The organism is Streptomyces sp. NBC_01232 (assembly GCF_035989885.1).
In the GTDB taxonomy this organism is placed as follows: Bacteria; Actinomycetota; Actinomycetes; order Streptomycetales; family Streptomycetaceae; genus Streptomyces.
The window spans coordinates 8,385,488-8,403,254 of the sequence record NZ_CP108518.1; the positions used below are offsets into that span (position 1 = coordinate 8,385,488).

Annotated in this window: 17 protein-coding genes; 4 read left to right on the forward strand and 13 right to left on the reverse strand. The window is 72.3% G+C overall.

Annotated features, from left to right (window positions below; all coding sequences use genetic code 11):
- From OG444_RS38530 to OG444_RS38540, 3 genes are all read left to right on the forward strand, one after another.
- Positions 1–1,140 (forward strand): ABC transporter ATP-binding protein, encoded by a 1,140-nt coding sequence (locus OG444_RS38530; protein WP_327266523.1) that lies wholly within the window; start codon positions 1–3, stop codon positions 1,138–1,140.
- A gap of 83 nt (positions 1,141–1,223) precedes the next feature.
- Complete coding sequence (locus tag OG444_RS38535) at positions 1,224–2,561, forward strand: flavin monoamine oxidase family protein (protein ID WP_327266524.1); 1,338 nt, start codon at positions 1,224–1,226, stop codon at positions 2,559–2,561.
- Between the two features lie 109 nt (positions 2,562–2,670).
- A complete protein-coding gene (locus tag OG444_RS38540; protein ID WP_327267061.1) occupies positions 2,671–4,026 on the forward strand; it encodes an aminobutyraldehyde dehydrogenase in 1,356 nt (451 codons plus the stop codon).
- Here the strand turns inward: OG444_RS38540 and OG444_RS38545 are convergent.
- Together OG444_RS38545 and OG444_RS38550 are read right to left on the reverse strand one after the other, a co-directional pair.
- Positions 4,016–4,408 carry a hypothetical protein gene (locus OG444_RS38545; protein ID WP_327266525.1) on the reverse strand — a complete coding sequence of 131 codons (393 nt, stop codon included), beginning with the start codon at positions 4,406–4,408 and terminating at the stop codon, positions 4,016–4,018. The two genes, OG444_RS38540 and OG444_RS38545, sit on opposite strands and share 11 nt — an antisense overlap.
- 174 nt (positions 4,409–4,582) lie before the next feature.
- The gene (locus tag OG444_RS38550; RefSeq protein WP_327266526.1) at positions 4,583–5,566 is read right to left on the reverse strand and encodes an aldo/keto reductase; all 984 of its coding nucleotides are present in this window, start codon (positions 5,564–5,566) and stop codon (positions 4,583–4,585) included.
- A gap of 102 nt (positions 5,567–5,668) precedes the next feature.
- Between OG444_RS38550 and OG444_RS38555 the strand changes: the two genes are divergently transcribed.
- Positions 5,669–6,259, forward strand: a complete 591-nt coding sequence (locus OG444_RS38555) for a TetR family transcriptional regulator (protein ID WP_327266527.1) — start codon at positions 5,669–5,671, stop codon at positions 6,257–6,259.
- A 27-nt stretch (positions 6,260–6,286) separates the two neighbouring features.
- On the opposite strand, the gene OG444_RS38560 is transcribed toward OG444_RS38555, so the two are convergent.
- From OG444_RS38560 to OG444_RS38610, 11 genes are all read right to left on the reverse strand, one after another.
- On the reverse strand, positions 6,287–6,844 hold the full coding sequence (locus OG444_RS38560) for a hypothetical protein (RefSeq protein WP_327266528.1): 558 nt from the start codon (positions 6,842–6,844) through the stop codon (positions 6,287–6,289).
- A gap of 851 nt (positions 6,845–7,695) precedes the next feature.
- Positions 7,696–8,775, reverse strand: a complete 1,080-nt coding sequence (locus OG444_RS38565) for a sensor histidine kinase (RefSeq protein WP_327266529.1) — start codon at positions 8,773–8,775, stop codon at positions 7,696–7,698.
- The gene (locus tag OG444_RS38570; protein ID WP_327266530.1) at positions 8,768–9,463 is read right to left on the reverse strand and encodes a response regulator transcription factor; all 696 of its coding nucleotides are present in this window, start codon (positions 9,461–9,463) and stop codon (positions 8,768–8,770) included. Before OG444_RS38570 ends, OG444_RS38565 begins: the two co-directional genes overlap by 8 nt.
- 159 nt (positions 9,464–9,622) lie before the next feature.
- Positions 9,623–10,339, reverse strand: coding sequence for a VanZ family protein (locus tag OG444_RS38575; protein WP_327266531.1), 717 nt, complete (start codon positions 10,337–10,339; stop codon positions 9,623–9,625).
- A gap of 98 nt (positions 10,340–10,437) precedes the next feature.
- Positions 10,438–12,168, reverse strand: a complete 1,731-nt coding sequence (locus OG444_RS38580) for a fibronectin type III domain-containing protein (protein WP_327266532.1) — start codon at positions 12,166–12,168, stop codon at positions 10,438–10,440.
- A 165-nt stretch (positions 12,169–12,333) separates the two neighbouring features.
- Entirely contained in the window at positions 12,334–12,546 is a 213-nt protein-coding gene (locus tag OG444_RS38585; protein ID WP_327266533.1) for a hypothetical protein, read from the reverse strand.
- An 88-nt stretch (positions 12,547–12,634) separates the two neighbouring features.
- On the reverse strand, positions 12,635–13,159 hold the full coding sequence (locus tag OG444_RS38590; RefSeq protein ID WP_327266534.1) for a hypothetical protein: 525 nt from the start codon (positions 13,157–13,159) through the stop codon (positions 12,635–12,637).
- A 52-nt stretch (positions 13,160–13,211) separates the two neighbouring features.
- Positions 13,212–13,655, reverse strand: a complete 444-nt coding sequence (locus OG444_RS38595; RefSeq protein WP_327266535.1) for a glutaredoxin domain-containing protein — start codon at positions 13,653–13,655, stop codon at positions 13,212–13,214.
- Between the two features lie 243 nt (positions 13,656–13,898).
- A complete protein-coding gene (gene zwf / locus OG444_RS38600) occupies positions 13,899–15,413 on the reverse strand; it encodes a glucose-6-phosphate dehydrogenase (protein WP_327266536.1) in 1,515 nt (504 codons plus the stop codon).
- A gap of 235 nt (positions 15,414–15,648) precedes the next feature.
- The gene (locus OG444_RS38605) at positions 15,649–15,999 is read right to left on the reverse strand and encodes a hypothetical protein (protein WP_327266537.1); all 351 of its coding nucleotides are present in this window, start codon (positions 15,997–15,999) and stop codon (positions 15,649–15,651) included.
- A 191-nt stretch (positions 16,000–16,190) separates the two neighbouring features.
- The gene (locus OG444_RS38610; RefSeq protein WP_327266538.1) at positions 16,191–17,720 is read right to left on the reverse strand and encodes an adenosine deaminase family protein; all 1,530 of its coding nucleotides are present in this window, start codon (positions 17,718–17,720) and stop codon (positions 16,191–16,193) included.
- Positions 17,721–17,767: the final 47 nt, after the last annotated feature.

The window sequence follows — 17,767 nt, forward strand, 5'->3', positions numbered from 1 at the left end:
ATGACCCCGACCCCCAAGACCTCGCCCGCCAAGACCCCGACCGCGGTGCCCCCCATTCCCGTCCACCCGACCCCCGCGGTCCGGCTGGACCGCGTGAGCAAGCAGTACTCTGCCGCGGGCGACACCTACGCCGTGCGCGACGTCGAACTCGACATAGCGCAGGGAGAGTTCTTCTCCCTCCTCGGACCCTCCGGCTGCGGCAAGACCACCCTCCTGCGGATGATCGGCGGCTTCTCCGACCCCACCGCGGGCAGCGTCCTGCTCGACGGCCAGGACGTCACCGGCCTGCCGCCCAACAAGCGCAACGTGAACACCGTCTTCCAGAGCTACGCCCTCTTCGACCACCTCTCGCTCGCGGACAACGTGGCCTTCGGCCTCAAGCGCAAGGGCGTCGGCCGCGCCGAGATCCGCGAACGGGTCTCCGGCATGCTCGACCTCGTCCAGCTCGGGCACCTGGCGAACCGCAAGCCGCCCACCCTCTCCGGCGGCCAGAAGCAACGCGTCGCGCTCGCCCGCGCCCTCGTCAACCGGCCCCAGGTACTGCTCCTCGACGAGCCGCTGGCCGCACTCGACCTCAAACTGCGCCGCCACATGCAGGTCGAGCTCAAGCAGATCCAGCGCGAGGTCGGCATCACCTTCGTCTTCGTCACCCACGACCAGGACGAGGCGCTGACCATGTCGGACCGACTCGCCGTCATGAACGAGGGCCGCGTGGAGCAGTGCGGAACCCCCGAGGACGTGTACGAACGCCCCACGAGCAGCTTCACCGCCTCCTTCATGGGCACCTCCAACCTTGTCCCCGGCACCTACCGCTCCGGCCGCGTCGTCCTCGACGACGGGCCCGAACTGCCCGTCGGCCACCGGCCGGCCGTCGCCGAGGGCAGCAGGGTCAACCTGTCGATCCGCCCCGAGAAGATCTGGCTGTCCGACCTGGAGCCCGACATGGCCCGGGCCGACGGCGTCGTCCGCGAGACCGTCTACTGCGGCCCGACGACCACCTACCTCATCGAGCTGGCACCCGGCGTCACGGTGTCCGTGCTGGAGCAGAACACCGTCCGCTCCCGCAGGGAGGACCGCTGGAGCGGCGGCGAGCGCGTCGAGATCGGCTGGAAGCCCGAGCACTGCCTGGTCCTGGACTGAAGCCCGCCCCGGGCCGGTACCGCACCCCGGCCCCGTCCCTGGCCCCGTCCCGGACTCCGACCCGCGATCGAAGGAACACCCCCATGAACCACGACGTCATCGTGCTGGGTGCCGGCCTGGCCGGTCTCGCCGCCGCACGCGACCTCGCCGCCGGCGGAGCCGACGTCCTCGTCGTCGAGGCCCGGGACCGGGTCGGCGGACGCGTCGAACAGACCGAACTCCCCGACGGCCGGCTGGTCCAGCTCGGCGGCGAGGTCGTCGGCCGCGCCCACACCGCGTACCTCACCCTTGTCGCGGAGCTCGGCCTCACCCTGGTCCCCAGCTACGTCGCCGAGCCCGGCGCCCTCACCCGCGCCACGCCCGAAGGGGTCTCCGCGGGCGATCCGCCCCACTGGTTCGGCCCCGGCGACGACACGTGCCACCAGAAGGTCACCGCCGCGTTCTGCGCACTCGCCCGCACCGTCGACCCGGACGACCCCTGGTCCCACCCCGATGCGGCGGCCCTGGACCACACCTCCGTCGGCGACTGGCTGCGCGCCCAGGGCGCGACCCCGGCCGTCGTCCGTCTCTGGGAGATCGGCCAACTCGCCCTCGCCGACGGCTCGTACGAGCGCACGTCCCTGCTCGCCGCCCTGCGCAAGCACGCCGCCGTCCCGGTACCGGAGGCCGCGTCCGGCGGCCCGGACCACTACGACTACGAGGCGTGGGAGGGCCTGCGGGTCGCCGAGGGATCCGCGACGGTCGCCCTGCGCATGGCCGCCGGCCTCGGCGGACGCGTCCGTACCGGAGCGCCGGTCGAGGCCGTCACCGTCCGCCGGCCCGGCCACTGCTCCGTACGGCTGGCCGGCGGCGAGACCCTCACCGCCGGCGCCGTCGTCAGCGCCCTGCCCGTCGGCCCGCTCCGGCAGGTCACGGTCACCGGTGTCTCCGAGGAGCGACTGGCCTCCCTGCACCGTCAACGCCAGGCCCTCGCAGCGAAGTTCGTCGCCGCCTACGACCGGCCGTTCTGGCGGGGCCGCGGCCGCAGCGGCCTCTCCGAATGCGAAGGGGTCCTCGGCAGCACCTGGCCGCAGAGCGACGGCATCCTCTCCGCCCTCGTACCGCCCGAAAGGCTCGGGGTCCTGCTCGGCATGCCGGGCCCGCTGCGCACCCGCGAGCTGCTGGCCGACATCGCCCGCCTCTACGGCGATGAGGCCCACCGGCCGCTCGCCACCTACGTCCGGATGTGGGGCACCGACCCCTGGACCCAGGGATACGTCACCCAGTGGACCCCCGGCGACGTCACGGCCGTCGGCCCCCGCCACGGGACCCACGAACCACCCTTCTACGTCTGCGGATCCGACCAGTGGGTGGCCGGCTACATGGAGGGCGCGGTACGCACCGGCCGCGACGCCGCCAAGGAGGCGCTGCACCGTGGCTGACACCGACAACTGGACCGGCAGCCCCACAGACACCGCCACCCCCACCGCCGTTGGCTCCGTGCTCAACCACATTGCGGGCGTGGACCGGCCCGCCGTCTCGGGCGGGACGATGGAGCTGGTCGACCCCGCGACCGGGCGGGTGCACGCTCACGCCCCGCGCTCGGGCAGGGCCGACACGGACGCCGCCTGCGCGGCGGCCACAGCCGCGTACGCGCACTGGTCCACGACCACACCGGCCGAACGCCAGCGCGCCCTGCTCGGTATCGCAGACGCCATCGAGCAGCACGCCGAGGCCTTCGTGGCCGCCGAGACGGGCGACACCGGGAAACCTCCCCGCCAGTTCAGGACCGAGGAACTGCCCGCGATCGTCGACACCCTCCGCTTCTTCGCCGGAGCCGCGCGCAACCTGCCGGGCGTTGCCGCCGCCGAGTACACGCAGGGCCGCACCTCCGTGCTGCGGCGCGAACCGGTCGGCGTCTGCGCCCAGATCACTCCCTGGAACTACCCGCTGATGATGGCGGTGTGGAAGATCGCCCCGGCGATCGCCGCCGGCAACACGACCGTGCTCAAGCCCGCCGACACCACGCCCTCGTCATCGGCGCTCCTGGCCCGCATCGCGGCCGCGCACCTGCCGCCGGGCGTGCTCAACGTGGTCTGCGGCGACCGCGACACCGGCCGGACGCTCACCGCCCATCCCGCTGTCGCCCTCATCGCGGTCACCGGCAGCGTGCGCGCCGGCCGGCAGATCGCCGCCGCCGCGGCCGCCGACCTCAAGCGGGTCCACCTGGAGCTCGGCGGCAATGCCCCGGTCCTGGTCCACGACGACGTGGACGTCGAGGCGACCGCCGCCGCCCTCGCCGCGGTCGCGTACTACAACGCGGGCCAGGACTGCACGGCGCCCAGCCGGCTCCTGGTCCACCACCGGGCGCACGACGCGTTCGTCGAGGCCCTCGCGGCCGAAGTGGGCAAGCTGCGCACGGGTGCCCCGGACGAGCCGGACGCCGACTTCGGGCCGCTCAACAACGCGGCCCAGCTCGCCTCGGTCCGGTCCTTGCTCGACGGGCTGCCGCGGCGCGCCGAGATCGTCACCGGGGGCGCCCGCCTCGCGCGGCCCGGCTTCTTCCACGAACCCACCGTCGTGGCCGGCGTCCGCCAGGACGACGAGATCGTGCAGGAGGAGATCTTCGGACCCGTCGTGACCGTGCAGTCCTTCGCGGACGAGGAGGAGGCCCTGCGCCTGGCCAACGACGTCCGCCACGGCCTCGCGGCCAGTGTGTGGACCACGGACCACGACCGGGCGATGCGCGCGACCCGGGCCCTGCACACCGGCATCGTCTGGGTGAACACCCACGGCACGACCGTCTCCGAGATGCCCCACGGCGGGGTCAAGCACTCGGGCTACGGCAGCGACCTTTCGATGGCGGGGCTCCTGGACTACACGCAGGTCAAGCACGTCATGCTGTGATCCCGTCCGGGTGGGCGGCCGACACCTCGTCCAGAATCCCGGGCAGCGGGCCCGGGTGGCTTCTCAGCAGGGGGTGGAACGCGGCCCACCGCCCGGCGCTCACACCACCGGCGGCCCGGCGTGCCGGCAGGGCCGCGGTCTCGATGACCGCGCCGAGGTGGTCGAGCGTGACCGTGTACGGGTCCTCGCGGGTGTGGTGGGCGACCGTGGTCCGCAGGGCATGGCGCGCCGAAGCGGCGCTCGTCCCGAGCGGGCCGGTAGCGCAGGGCGGCTTCCACTCGGGCCGCCAGGTCGAGCGCGGCGGCAGATACGGCTCCCGGGGCGGGCCGGCTGCCCGGTCCGCAGGACTGCCGCGGCCTCCGGCGGGCAGTCGGGGCGGCACGCCAGGATGCCCGGGGCCGTGCGCGGCAGCCGACGGCCGAGCCCGGCCCCCGCGATCGCCACCCGCACGCACCCGGGCGGCTCTGCCGTGGGCGCGTACGGTCGCCCAGGCGGCGGCGCGGGTGGTCGGCCCCGCAGTGCCGCCCCCGGCCCGGTCTTCCGCACCCTGGCAGGATCAACCGTTCAGGGAGGCCATCAGCTCGGGGGAGTAGCGGTCGCCCGAGGCCACCCCGTGCGGGGCCACGGCGTCGATGGCGGCAAGCTCGGCGGGGGTGATCGTCACGGCGGTGGCGGCGATGTTCTCCTCGAGGTAGCGGCGGCGCTTGGTGCCGGGGATGGGGACCGCGCCCTGGTGGAGGGTCCAGGCCAGGGCCAGCTGCGAGGGGGTGACGCCCTTCTCGGCGGCGAGCCGGCGCACCTGGTCCACCACGGCGAGGTTGCGGTGGAAGTTCTCGCCCTGGAACCGGGGGTCGGTGCGGCGGAAGTCGTCCGCGGCGAAGTCGTCGGGGCTGGTGATGGCACCGGAGAGGAAGCCGCGGCCGAGCGGGGAGTAGGCGACGAGCCCGATCCCGAGTTCGCGGAGGGTGTCGAGGACGCCGTCGTGCTCGATTCCGCGCTCGAAGAGGCTGTACTCGGTCTGTACGGCGGTCAGCGGGTGCACCGCGTGGGCGCGGGCGATCGTGGTGGGGGAGACCTCGCACAGTCCGACGTGGCGGACCTTGCCCGCCTCGACGAGTTCGGCCATGGCTCCCATGCTCTCCTCGATCGGCACGTTCGGGTCGACGCGGTGCAGGTAGTAGAGGTCGATGTGGTCGGTGCCCAGGTGGCGCAGGGAGCGGTCGGCCGAGCGGCGGATGTACTCGGGGCCCGCGTTGTGGCCGAGGAAGGTGCCTTCGTCGGTGAACTCGATGCCGGTCTTCGTGGCGACCACGGCCTGCTCGCGGCGGCCGGAGAGGGCCTTGCCGAGCAGCTGCTCGTTGCGGAAGGGACCGTAGCCCTCGGCGGTGTCGAGGAGGGTGACGCCCAGCTCCAGGGCGCGGTCGATCGTGGCGAGGGACTCGGTCTCGTCCGTGGCGCCGTAGTGGGCGCTCATCCCCATCAGGCCGAGGCCTTCGGCGCCGACCTTCAGTCCCTGGGTGCCCAGTGCGCGGATCTCCATGGTGTGCTCCTCGAAAGAAAGTAACTAACTGGATAGATAGAGTTTGCGACGCGTCGGTTCCGTTTGTCAATAACTGGATAGTTACTTGCTAGGCTGCGGCCCATGGCACGGGATTCCCACGCGACGAAGGCGCGCCTGCTCGACGCGGCCTTCACCGAGTTCGCGACGTACGGCATCGCAGGCGCGCGCGTCGACCGCATCGCCGAGGCGGCGCAGGCGAACAAGCGGCTCATCTACGTCTACTACGGCAACAAGGAGCAGCTCTTCGACGCGGTGCTCCAGCGCGCCCTCGCGACGGGCTCGGAGTCCGTTCCGTTCGACGTCGAGGACCTGCCCGGCTATGCGGGAGCGATCTTCGACCATCTCGTCGAGCGCCCGGAGCTGATGCGCCTCGTGCTGTGGAAGCAGCTGGAGCGCCCGGGATCCACGGAGGCGGAGGCGTCGTCGTACGAGGGCAAGATCGCGGCGGTGCGGCAGGCGCAGGAAGCGGGCCGGATCGACGCAGGCATTGGCGCGGCCGACGTGCTGACCCTGGTCATGGGCCTGTCGCAGGCGTGGTTCGGCGCGGTGGGCGGCCCCGCGGCGGGATCGGCGGGCGCCGCGTGGGCGGCCGAGCGGCTCGCCGAGCACCGGACGGCGGTGGTGGAGTCCGTCCGCCGGATCACCGCCCCCGCGGGGGCGGACGGGGCCTGAGGGGGCGCCGCCCCATCTGCCCCCGTGTCAGCGGTTCGGGCCGGCGAACTCCAGCAGGGTCCGCTCGTACCGCCCGCCGAAGCCCAGGCGCGTGACGTGCTTGAACCGGAACTTCGACGGCTTCGGCTGCCACCGCGCGTCGGGGTCCACCTCCCGCAGCCGCAGCGACTTCGGCCGCACCGCGGCCACCTCGCCGATCCAGCAGGCGTCCGGCGCGTGCCGCTCGACGTGCACGGACACCAGCCCGAAGGCACCGGAGGCGCCCTCCGCCAGCTCCGCCAGCCCGTCCAGTGCAAGCTCGGGCTGCGGCGCCCGGGCGGGCCAGAGCCCGCGCCGGCGCAGCGCCCGTACGGTCAGGCTGTCCTCCCCGCCCCGCCACCGGACCTTGCTGATGTCCGCGGTACGCACGGCTGCCCAGCCGTCGAGCTGGACGTCACTGCACAGGGCGATCAGCGTCCAGGCGGCGCTCGTCCCGACGACGAAGCCGTCGAGCCGGTCCGCGTCCCGGATCCCCGAGCGGTGGACGCGGACCAGTGCCCCTGAGGACACCGCCTCGTCGAGCCGTGCCATGACCTTGTTGTCCATGGGGAGATCCTGCACGGCAACGCGGCGCGGAGTCACCTGTGTTTTCTCACCTCGGCCTCGGACTTCGCGTCCCGGACGGCCCGCTGGGTGACTCGCGTCCTCTGCCCGTGCGGCGGCGCGTAGCGGGCCTGTTGGGCCGGCAGGGGGGTGGCCGTGAGCCACTGGCTCAGCGGGCCGTCTTCCGTACCTGCGCGTCCTGCGGAGTGCCGCTGGCTGCGAACGCGGGGCCGGGGCGCGGTGACGGACGACCGCTGCCGTCCTCTGTGAGCGTCGCGGTCTGTCGGGCGTGGTTGCTCAGCGCCATACTCGGAGCTTTGGACTACCACTCCGAGCTGACAACTTCTGGTACGCGCTCGGAGCCGGCGCCATCACGGACGATTCGCGGTCACGCCTCGACGCCGCACGTCGCGAGCACCGTGCCCGGTACTCCGAGGCGCAGATGCGTATCCCCGACGAAGTACTTGCCTCAGCCGGATGTACGGGGTCCTCAAGCGCCTCGACGGCGGAATCCCGCCGCGACGGGAGGGCGAGTCGCTGGAACAGGCGCACGCCCAGATCGTGGAGTGCTGGGACCGGCTCAGCGAGATGCGCCGGCCATGCGGCAGAGCCTCGGTCTCTCGCTGACTCAGCCTGACGGAGCAGCATCGGACCACGCTGTCCTGCCCTCTGACGACATGGTGCGGGGGCAACGTGGAGGCGGGACCGGCGGGCGGTCCTGACCGCCCGCCGGCCGGGTTTGTTCTCGCCGAAGGGCAGATGCTCGAAGCCAGGCGCGTCGCGGGGCTCGGCACGGCAGGTGCGCCGTGACGCCCGGTGGGGCGGGTGGCACAAGGCCGGCTCGGGGACGATGTCTACGGGGTGCCGGGAAGCCGGACCGTGACGACGAGACCCCCGGCAGGGCGGGGGACGAGGTCGAGGGTCCCCCCGTGGGCGCGGACGATGCTGTGCACGATGGCCAGGCCGAGCCCGACACCGGCGTGCTCGTCGGTGCGTACGCGTTCCGATCCCCGCCGGAAGGGTTCGGTCAGGGTCGGGACCAGATCCGGTGGGACGGGACGGCCCGTGTTCTCGACCCGCAGCACGCTCGTGTCGCCGTACGTCTCGGTGTGGACCGTCACGGTGCCCCCGGCGGGCAGGTTGTGGACCACGGCGTTCTGGACGAGGTTCATCGCCATCCGCAGCAGGAGCTCCGCCGAGCCGCAGGTCCGGGCCGCCCCGCCGTCGACCTCGAGCGTGATACGACGCTGTTCCGCGAGGGGAAGCAGCGTTTCCGCGGCCTCTTCGGCGACGAGGGAGAGGTCGACGCTCTCGCGGGCGAAGCTTCCGCTGTCGCCGCGGCTGAGCAGGAGCAGGGCCTCGGTGAGGTCGATCGCCCGCGTGTTGACGGCCTGAAGGCGCTCGATGAGCTCGCCCCGGTCACGCGTGGGGTCCTTGAGGGCGACATCGAGGAGCGTCCGCGAGATCGCCAGCGGAGTGCGCAGCTCGTGGGAGGCGTTTGCCGCGAACCTCTGCTGCTCGTCGACGTGGGACTCGAGCTGTCGGAGCATCGAGTCGAACGCGTCGGCGAGTTCACGGAATTCGTCGTGACGGCCGGTCATCCGGATCCGGTGGGACAGCGACCCGTCCCCGGCCATCCGTGCGGCCTCCGTGATCTGCGCGAGCGGTGCGAGCATCCGGCCGGCGAGGATCCAGCCACCGACGAGGCCGAACACGAGCAGGAAGAGCATCGCCACGGCCGCGGCCGGGGCGAAGGTCCGTACGAGGAGATAGCGGTTGGGCGAGATCCCGAGAAGGCCCTGGGAGTTGTCGGGTACGTAGCGCAGCAGGAACACCCACACCACGGCCAGCAGGAGAGCGCCGGCGACGGCGAGGAACCCGGCGTAGCTGAGGGTGAGTTTCAGCCGGGCGCTGAGCCCCGGGCGTCTACGCATGCGTACGACCGGGCGCGATGGTGTCCGTATCGGTGTCGATCCGGTAGCCGACGCCCGGCACGGTGGCGATGATCGATGGTTCGCCGAGCCGTTTGCGCAGTGCGGAGACGGTGATGCGCACGGCGTTGGTGAGGGGGTCGGCGTTCTCGTCCCAGGCCCGTTCCAGCAGCCCCTCGGCGCTGACGACCCCGCCCTCGGCGGCCACGAGGACTTCCAGGACCGCGAACTGTTTGCGGGTGAGCGCGACGTGGCGTCCGTCGCGGAAGACCTCCCGCCGGAAGGGATCGAGCCGCAGGCCCGCGATCTCGCGGACCGGCGGCCGGGCGTGGGCGCGCCTGCGGTCGAGCGCCCTCAGCCGCAGGACCAGCTCCCGCAGCTCGAACGGTTTGGTGAGGTAGTCGTCGGCGCCGAGCCCGAACCCGGACGCCTTGTCGTCGATCCGGTCGGCGGCGGTGAGCATGAGGATCGGGATGCCGCTGCCGGAGGCGACGATGCGCCGGGCGACCTCGTCGCCGGAGGGCCCGGGGATGTCGCGGTCCAGGACGGCGAGGTCGTAGGAGTTGACGCCGAGCAGCTCCAGGGCGGAGTCGCCGTCGGCGGCGATGTCGGCCGCGATGGCCTCCAGCCGCAGACCGTCACGGACGGCTTCCGCCAGGTAGGGCTCGTCCTCGACGATCAGTACGCGCATGTCCGAAGCCTAAGCAGAGCGACATATCGCCGACGTATGCAACGGCGTGTGCCGCGATGTATGCAACCGCGCGAGCACACCGGACCCACTGCCTCGACCCACTGCCCCGACCCACTGCCCCGACGCGCCGCCAGGACGTGCCGTCCGGGCGCCGGCTGCTCAGCCTGCCGAGGCCGGCGCCGGCGTCGGCACCGGGCGAGGCAGGTCCGCCGAGGCCTGTACCGTCGTGCGCCACCAGCGGCGCGACGCCAGCGCGGCCAGCGCTGCGCCCGCGGCGTTGACCAGTACGTCGTCCACGGACGACACCCGGTCCAGCCGCAGGACGTACTGCGCGGCCTCGACCACGACCGAGCAGCCCGCCCCGAGCGCCAGGATCCGCGGCAAGGATCCCAGCGCCGCGAACCGCATCGGGGCGAAGAACCCCAGCGCGGCGAAGACCAGCAGGTTGCCGCCGATCCCGAGCGGCCCCATCGTGACGAGGTCCCGCAGCGGCACCAGGCTCACCCGGCCGGGCACGATCCCGGCCCCGGAGCCCGGCATCATGGTCATCCACACGAACGGCACCGTCCCGTGGACCATCCCCACGTCGGCCAGCGACATCGGCCACGCCCCCGCGATGCCGGCCGCACGCCGCCGACGGGCCAGCGCCCAGGCCACCAGTACGCCGAGCGGCACGGCGACGAGCGTCATGAGCACCACACCGTTGAACGTGTCGAAGCAGCCGTGCCACCGGCCGGCCATGCACGTCGGAGCGGACATCATGAGCGGCCGCCGCACGACGAACAGGGCGCCCGCCAGAGCGAGTACCGCCAGGCCGAGGAGCACCCTCCCGCGCGTCCGACGGGACGGTGCCGACAGGGATGTGTTGTCGTTCATGTCGCCATTCGACACAGGGAGCCGTTGCGGTGGCGTATGCGAAATCCGATACGCCCGCGATACACGGCGTCCCGCGTCCCTCTGTCCGCGCCGCGAGATCAGACGAACGCCGGGCGGACGCAGCCCCACGAGTGCGTCACGACGGCGCTGCCGTCCGCACGCAGCGCCTCGAAGGTGTAGAAGTACGTGCCACCCGGGGCGCCCGACTGGTCCTGGTACTTCTCGGTCGTGACCGGCAGCAGCCCGGTGTGGAGCGGCTCGTACGCCGCCGTGGACGGGTTCCACCGGGAGACCCGGTAACCGGCTATCCCGGTGCACAGGGAGGCTTCCCTGCACCACCAGTAGATGCCGGGGCTGTCCTCTCCGGTGACCAGGGTGCTCCACGACATGCCGAGCATCTCCAGCCCCTGGGTGGGGAGGGTGACCGGCGGGCGGAGGTCCAGCTCGGTGGCCGTGACCGTGGCCACCTGGGGGTCGCTGCTCGCGAGCGCGTTGTCCCAACGGTCCTTGGCGACCACCACGTAGACGTTGGTCTCGCCGTCGGGCATGTCGGCGCAGAGCATTGCCAGCGCGTCGGAGCCCTCGTCGGTGCACCGGTCGAGCCAGCGGATCGTGCCGTCTGGCTGGCGGACGCCGCGCAGGCCGACGTACGAGGTGACGTCGTCCTCGGCGGGGGCCGACCAGCTCAGCAGCATCCCGTCGTTGCGGGGCGTGGCCTTCAGACCGGTGACCGGGCCGGGAGCCACCCGGTCGCCGCTGCGGAGGGTGACCGGGGCGGACAGGGCCGACTCGTTGCCCGTCATGTCCACCGCGGTAACGGCGTAGGTGTACTGGGATCCGGGGGCCATGCTCTCGTCGGTGCACAGCCCGTCGCCGTTGTCGCCCACCTTCACGCAGGTCACGCGGGTGAGGTGGGAGGGATCGAGGGTCTGGCCCGGTGAGCGGTACACACGGAAGTGCCCACCGTTCGCCCGGTCGTTGTCGAACGAGTCGGACATCTTCCAGTACAGGTGCGTCCGGGTGGCCTCGACGTAGGAGCTCAGCGAGGTCGGGGCCGGCGGCGGTGTCCGGTCGACGCCGTCGCCGGTGACGACTGCGGAGTACGCCGACGGGTTGCCGCGCGCGTCCAACGCTCGGACGCGGTAGTACCGCAGCGTCGTGCGGGGCGGGTTGTAGTCGTCGTACGAGGGCCCGGTCGAAGTCCCGAGCAGGGTGTAGGGACCCGCGGCGCTCGCGGCGGCGTACACCTCGTACTTGGCGGCGTCGGCCACCGGCTGCCAGCGAAGCGTGGCCGTGAAGAAGTCGTGGCTGATTCTGAGGCCGGAAGGGGCGACCGGAGCCGTCCGGTCCGCCGTGATGGCCGAGACGGCGAGGCTGCCCTCGGATTCACGGCCGGTCTTGCTGACGGCACGGACCTGGTAGTGGACGGTCTGACCGGTCGGGTTCGGAGTGTCGACGAAGTACGGGGTGGTGAGCAGGGCGGAGCCGCTGACCTGGGACCAGTCGGTGGTGTCGAGCCGGCGGTACACGCGGTAGCCCGCGAGGTTGGTCTCCTTGCTCGCCGTCCACCACAGGCTCGCCTGGTTGACGACCCCGTCGTAGGAGCCCCGCAGCCCGGTGGGCTGGGCGGGGCGGGCGAGCGGATTCGTCCAGCCGGGATTGGCCCCCCGGGCCTTGGGCGTTTTGGCCGAGGCGGAGGGCGCGGACGGCGCGTCGGCCGGGGATTCGAGGCCGACTGCAACCGCGGTGGGGGCGCTCACCAGAACACCACTGGTCGTGGCGAGGACGGCCGTCGTCGCCAGGGCCGTCAGCCGGGTACGAGTTGTCACGGGGGAAGCAAGCCTTTCCGGACCCGGCGGCGGCATGAAGGAGCCGCTCCGAGAAGAGAAGAAGGGGGTGTGGAGGAAAGGCGGTGCGGGTGGGGCCGGTGGTCCGCCGGAGGGGAAGTGTACCGATCGGTTCGACCATGGAACAGGGTGGTCCGGGGTTCGTCGTCACGCTCGTTCGGGGAGGTCACAGCCGGGGTCGAGTCCCAGGTACCACTCCTCCTTCATGGAGAGGGACCACTGGGATTCCTCGTCGACGTCCGGACCGTAGGGATCCTCGACGTCCGCCCGGCAGGTGAACACATCCGATTCGGGAGGACTGACCGTGCTGAGTAAGCCGGCGGTACGGGCTGCGTGCAGGTGGTTATGCCGTGCAGCCAACTTCCGCCCCATCGGCGAGGTATAGCGGTCCGGGGCCTGCGCACCGCTCTCCTTGCCGTGGTGGCGGGGTGGGGGCCCGGGTGTGGCTTCAGCGTGTGAAGAGTGGCTCGTAGGGGTGGCCCTCCGGCGTGAAGATCAGAACGAAGTCTTCTCCCGGCTGCGTGGCCACCTCGCGCAAGCGGTCCAGGACCTCTGCCCGGTCCGGAAGGTCGAGGCCAAGGGCCGCGGCAGCACGGTCTCTTCGGGTCACGAGGTCCGGCATGTCCTCCAGATACTCGGCCTCGAGGCCACGACTCTCCTGAACCGTGAATGCCCGGCAGTCGCGCCACCACGGGAGCACCAGCAGCAGCCGCACCAGCTCGGGGAGGCCGATGGCAACCAGAGCCGAACCTCCTTCGGAGTCGGCATAGAGGATGGGACGTTCCTCGCCGCCTTCACCGCAGAAGAAGTACGTGCCGCCGGCACCGTCGCCGGCGAACCCCTCGAGCGAGGAGCCCGAGGCGAGGTGCACTTCCTCGACATGATCGCCTCGGTCCAGGTCGAAGTCACCCGGCCAGGCGAGAAAGCGGGCAGCTTCGTCCTGCTCACGGAGGCAAGTGATCAACGATTCCATGGGCCGCAGCCTATGGCCCGCTGCACGACGACCATCATGGGGAATCAGTCGCTCAATCCCGTGGGCGGGCGGCCGCCTGTGTGCGTACCCATTCGACGTCGGGGTTCACGTGCGGCCGGCCCGCCACCACGACGGTCGGTACGGTTTCGTCGCCCCCGTTGAACGCCCGTACCGCGTCGGCGCCCGCCGGGTCGCGCCAGATGTCGACCCAGTGCAGCCGGTGGGCGCCGCGGCCCAGCCGGATCCGCAGGCGCAGACAGTACGCGCAGCCCGGACGCCAGTAGACGACCGGCCGCCCGTCGGCCGCGCTGCGGCGCTGTGCTTCGGCCGCGCCGACCGACCGCGGGAACGCCAGGGGGGAGTTCAGCCCCGCCAGCAGGACGAGCAGGAGCAGGAGGGCAACGCCGGCTCCGGGCGACCCCTTGCCCACGAGGGCACCCGCGGCGAGCAAGCCGCTGGCGACGAGCAGTATCGGCAGGATCCAGGCGCGCATCATCGGCGCAGGCTATCCCGGGCCCCGGGCGGCTTCGTCCGCCAGCCGGTGGGCGGGCGGCTCGTACGTGGCTCCGGCCCGGGGAGCTACCGCCAGCAGCAGATCGACGGCCGCCGTGCAGGTGGCCCCCCTCGCCCACAGCGGCGGCGACGGAACAGCAACCGGGCCGCCACGCGCGCCGGCGTACGCAGCTGCGTTCCCTCGCCCGGCACTCCCCGCGTCGGCGATCACCTCGCTCCGGACCCGTCAGCGTGTGTCGGGAAGGTGCCACCGGTGGGGGGCGACGAGCGCGTCGATGCTGTCCGGCCCCCAGCTGCCGGGGGCGTACGGCTCCACGGGGCGGGGTGCTTCGAGCAGCGGCGCCGCGACCTCCCAGAGGCGCTCGATGCCGTCGGACCGGGTGAAGAAGGACTGGTCACCGAGCATGGCCTCCAGGAGGAGGTGCTCGTAGCCCTCCAGGGAGTTGTCGGCGGTGAAGGAGCTCCGGTAGCCGAAGACCATGTCGGCCTCCGCCAACTGCATGGCGGGTCCCGGCTTCTTGACGAGGAACCGGGCGGTGATCGAGCCCGGATCGGCGAAGTCGATGACGAGTTCGTTGCCGCGGCCGTCGGCAGCGGCCCGCGCGTCCAGCGGGAACATGCCGAGGACGGGCTCGCGCAGGCCCAGGGTGACGACGTGCCGGCCCTCGGCCAGCGCCTTGCCCGAGCGCAGGAGGAAAGGGACCCCTGCCCAACGCCAGTTGTCGATCTCGACGCGCAGCGCGACGAAGGTCTCCGTGTCCGAGGCCGGATCCACGCCGGGCTGGTCCCGGTAGCCGGTGTACTGCCCGCGCACGACCTGAGCCGGGTCCAGCGGCCGCATGCTCCGGAAGACCTTGACCTGCTCGTTCCTGAGCGACTGGCCGTCGAGGACGACCGGTGGTTCCATCGCGACGAATCCGAGCAGCTGGAACAGGTGAGTGACGATCATGTCGCGGAAGGTGCCGGTGCCTTCGAAGAAGTGCGCGCGGCCCTGGATGTCGATCTGCTCGGGCACATCGATCTGCACATGGCTGATGTGCTCGCGGTTCCAGAGTGGTTCGAAGAGACCGTTGGCGAACCGGAGGGCGAGGATGTTGTCCACCGCCTCCTTGCCCAGGAAATGGTCGATGCGGAACACGCGGGACTCGTCGAAGACGGCGTGGATGGCTGCGTTGAGCGCGCGGGCGGACTCGAGGTCGGTCCCGAACGGCTTCTCGACGATGACCCGGGCGTCCTGCGCGAGGTCCGTGGCGCCGAGCAGATCGACCATCGAGGTGAACGCGACGGGCGGTACGGCGAGATGGAAGAGCCGTCGCGGAGTGCCTCCGACGGCCTGCTCGGCCCGGCGCACCGCCTCCACCAGCGGCTCCGGCGCATTCGAGTCGGCCGAGCCGAAGGACAGGGCGGCCTCGAACTCCTGCCAGTCGGGGCCCTCGGGGCCGGAGCGACCGAACTCCGCCACAGCCTGCCGCGCGTGGGCGCGGAACTCCTCGTCGCTCAGGGCCTCGGCCGCCGGGGCGGAACCCACGATGCGGTAGCGCTTCGGCATCAGCCCCGCCTTGGCGAGGTGGAACAGGCCGGGCAACAGTTTGCGCCGGGCCAGGTCTCCCGTGGCACCGAAGATGACGATGACGTGGTCCGCCGGGCGCGGCTGGGCCGACGAGGCGGACCCGGCGGACTCGGAGACGTCGGCGAGGCCGGAGAGGTCGGCGGACCGGGCGGGCTGGGCTGGCTGGGTCATGGCGGGCATCCTCACGCGTCCGCGCCGGGGCGCTTCATGGCACGGCGCACGAGACCGGTAACCACTGCCCGAGTCCGCCCGTACGAGGTGCACGGGTGTGCCTGAGGCCATCGCCGCACTGTCGTCGAGGACGGTCGTATCGCCCTCAGGACCCCACTGTGCGCGCCCACCACCGATCCGGCACCCGGGAATCGACCACCCGGGTCACGCCGGGTACACCCTGCGCACCCGCGGCTCAGGCGTGGCTGAGGATGACCAGCAGCGCCGTGCACTCGGCGAGGACCTGAGCGGCGAACGCCACCTTCCGCACCCGCGCGGCCGACGCGGCCAGCGCCACCACGAGCCCTGCGGCGGCGACACCGGCACCCGCCCAGAACACCCACCCCGGCAGCCCGGGGGAGCACTGCTCCCCGTACGTCAGGCAGCGCGACGCCCGGTAGGAGGCGAGGGTCAGTACGCCGGCCAGCACGGCCGCCGGAACGAACAGGGCGGCGGACAGGACCGCCAGGAACCGTGTCCGGTCCTTCTCGGGTGCGCCTGCGGCTGTGGCCGGGGGAGCTGCGGGGACGGGGGCTGATGCGTTCATGCCTCCATACCATCGCGACCGGCCGGGCCCGTGCAGGCGTCCTCGTACTCAGATCGCGGGTGCACCGTACTCAGTCCGGCCCTCCGGCCCCGATCCGTCACGGCGCGGCATCCGGACACGAGGCCGGCCCGCACCCTGCGAGGGGCACGGGCCGGGCCGTCGCTCCGACCGCGTCTACCCGGGCTCCAGGGTCAGCGCGGGCCGGGGCGGGTGGTGCGGGCGTGGGCGGCCTCGAAGCGCTGGAAGGCCGCCTCCTGCCGCCACTCGACCTGCGCCTTCGGGCTGGCCTTCAGGAAGCGGGCGCACCGCTCGCCCGGACGCTCGGCGCCCTGGCGCTCGCCGGCGCACGCGCCGACCGGCCGGTAGCCGGTGCGGACGTCATGGTTCCACAGGCCGCGGCCGGGCAGGAACGAATGCTGCAGAGAGGCCCGGGCCAGGTCCTTCAGCTCCGAGTAGCCGAGCCCGTACATCTCGGCGGCCCGGCGGTACTCGTCGGTGATCTCGATCCGGGACACGCCCGGGTCGTCGGTGGCCAGGACGACCGGGACGCCGTGGCGGCGGTAGGTGGCGAAGGGGTGGGCCTCGCCGGAGACCCGCAGGATCTGCTCGTTGCTGTGGAAGGGGACCTCGACCGCGATCCGCCGCTCGGCCATGTAGCGCATGAGCGACTCCCAGCGGTCCTCGTGCAGCACGGACACGCCGTGCCCGATCCGCTCCGCGCGGCCCGTCTGCGCCGCCTCCCTGATGTGGAAGGTGAGCTCCTCCGGCTTGACCAGGCCGGGCACCAGCTCGCCCGCGTGCAGGGTGATGTGCGCCTTCGGGTACTGGGTCTTGAGGTAGTTCAGCATCCGCATGTGCAGGCGGTAGTCGCGCAGGGCGACCGGGTCGTCCTCCGGCTGCACCAGGTTGACGGCGACGAAGCGCGGGTCGCGTTCGGCCAGCCGCATGCCGAGGGCCATCTGGGTGAAGACCCGCTGCGGGGTGCCGGCGCGGGCGACTTGGGAGATCCAGCGGTACGGAAGGGAGCACGCGGCATCGGGCTGCGGGGTGTCGCAGTGCGCCGCGGCGCGGAACTCGGTGTCGGTGCTGTCGGCGTCGGCGCGTGCCTGCCGGACTACCGCGTCCAGACCGCCGGCGGCCAGCAGCTTGTCGTGCATCCGGTCGAGGTCCGCGTCGAAACCGACGCGGTCGGCGAGTTCACGGGCCGGACCGGAGGCCGGGGAGATCATGGTCTCCAGATAGAACTGGTTCTGCCGGGCGGCGGAACCCGCGACCTCCGCGAGCAGCCGGCCGGGATGGCGCCAGGGCACCTCGCCGAACTTGCCGAAGGTCGCGAAGAAGTGGTCGTGGCCGTTGCCGTCGGCCGGAAAGTCCTGCATCGACCAGGCCCGGATGACCTGCTGCCGGAACGCCGCGTCGGAGACCGCGTCGGCGGCGGGCCGGGTGCCCGCCCCGCACGGAGGGGGCACGGCGGTGGTGGTGTCGGTGGTGATGCACAGGCCGTCCCCGGCGGCGAGTTCGATCAGGAACTCGGTGGTCACCGCACCGGACAGATGGTTGTGCAGGTCACCGCCCTTGGGGAGGTCGGCGAAGAAATCGCCCGACCGGGCCGGGGCCAAGGCCGGAGCCGGTGGCGCTAAGGGGGCGGATGCCGCGTACGCGGAGGCGGGTGCGAGCAGGGCGAGCGCGGAGAGCGCACCGATCAAGTGGGATGGGATCACGGGCACATGGTGGTGAGGCGGACGGCCACCCGGCAGGATGCCGGGCC

Bases quoted from the DNA above. Each gene is read 5' to 3' on its own strand.
- OG444_RS38535 (WP_327266524.1), top strand. From the start codon at position 1,224: ATGAACCACGACGTCATCGTGCTGGGTGCCGGCCTGGCCGGTCTCGCC.
- zwf (WP_327266536.1), bottom strand. From the start codon at position 15,413: ATGACCCAGCCAGCCCAGCCCGCCCGGTCCGCCGACCTCTCCGGCCTC.
- OG444_RS38605 (WP_327266537.1), bottom strand. From the start codon at position 15,999: ATGAACGCATCAGCCCCCGTCCCCGCAGCTCCCCCGGCCACAGCCGCA.
- OG444_RS38595 (WP_327266535.1), bottom strand. From the start codon at position 13,655: ATGATGCGCGCCTGGATCCTGCCGATACTGCTCGTCGCCAGCGGCTTG.
- OG444_RS38560 (WP_327266528.1), bottom strand. From the start codon at position 6,844: ATGGACAACAAGGTCATGGCACGGCTCGACGAGGCGGTGTCCTCAGGG.
- OG444_RS38530 (WP_327266523.1), top strand. From the start codon at position 1: ATGACCCCGACCCCCAAGACCTCGCCCGCCAAGACCCCGACCGCGGTG.
- OG444_RS38575 (WP_327266531.1), bottom strand. From the start codon at position 10,339: ATGAACGACAACACATCCCTGTCGGCACCGTCCCGTCGGACGCGCGGG.
- OG444_RS38570 (WP_327266530.1), bottom strand. From the start codon at position 9,463: ATGCGCGTACTGATCGTCGAGGACGAGCCCTACCTGGCGGAAGCCGTC.
- OG444_RS38550 (WP_327266526.1), bottom strand. From the start codon at position 5,566: ATGGAGATCCGCGCACTGGGCACCCAGGGACTGAAGGTCGGCGCCGAA.
- OG444_RS38565 (WP_327266529.1), bottom strand. From the start codon at position 8,775: ATGCGTAGACGCCCGGGGCTCAGCGCCCGGCTGAAACTCACCCTCAGC.
- OG444_RS38590 (WP_327266534.1), bottom strand. From the start codon at position 13,159: ATGGAATCGTTGATCACTTGCCTCCGTGAGCAGGACGAAGCTGCCCGC.
- OG444_RS38540 (WP_327267061.1), top strand. From the start codon at position 2,671: ATGGAGCTGGTCGACCCCGCGACCGGGCGGGTGCACGCTCACGCCCCG.
- OG444_RS38555 (WP_327266527.1), top strand. From the start codon at position 5,669: ATGGCACGGGATTCCCACGCGACGAAGGCGCGCCTGCTCGACGCGGCC.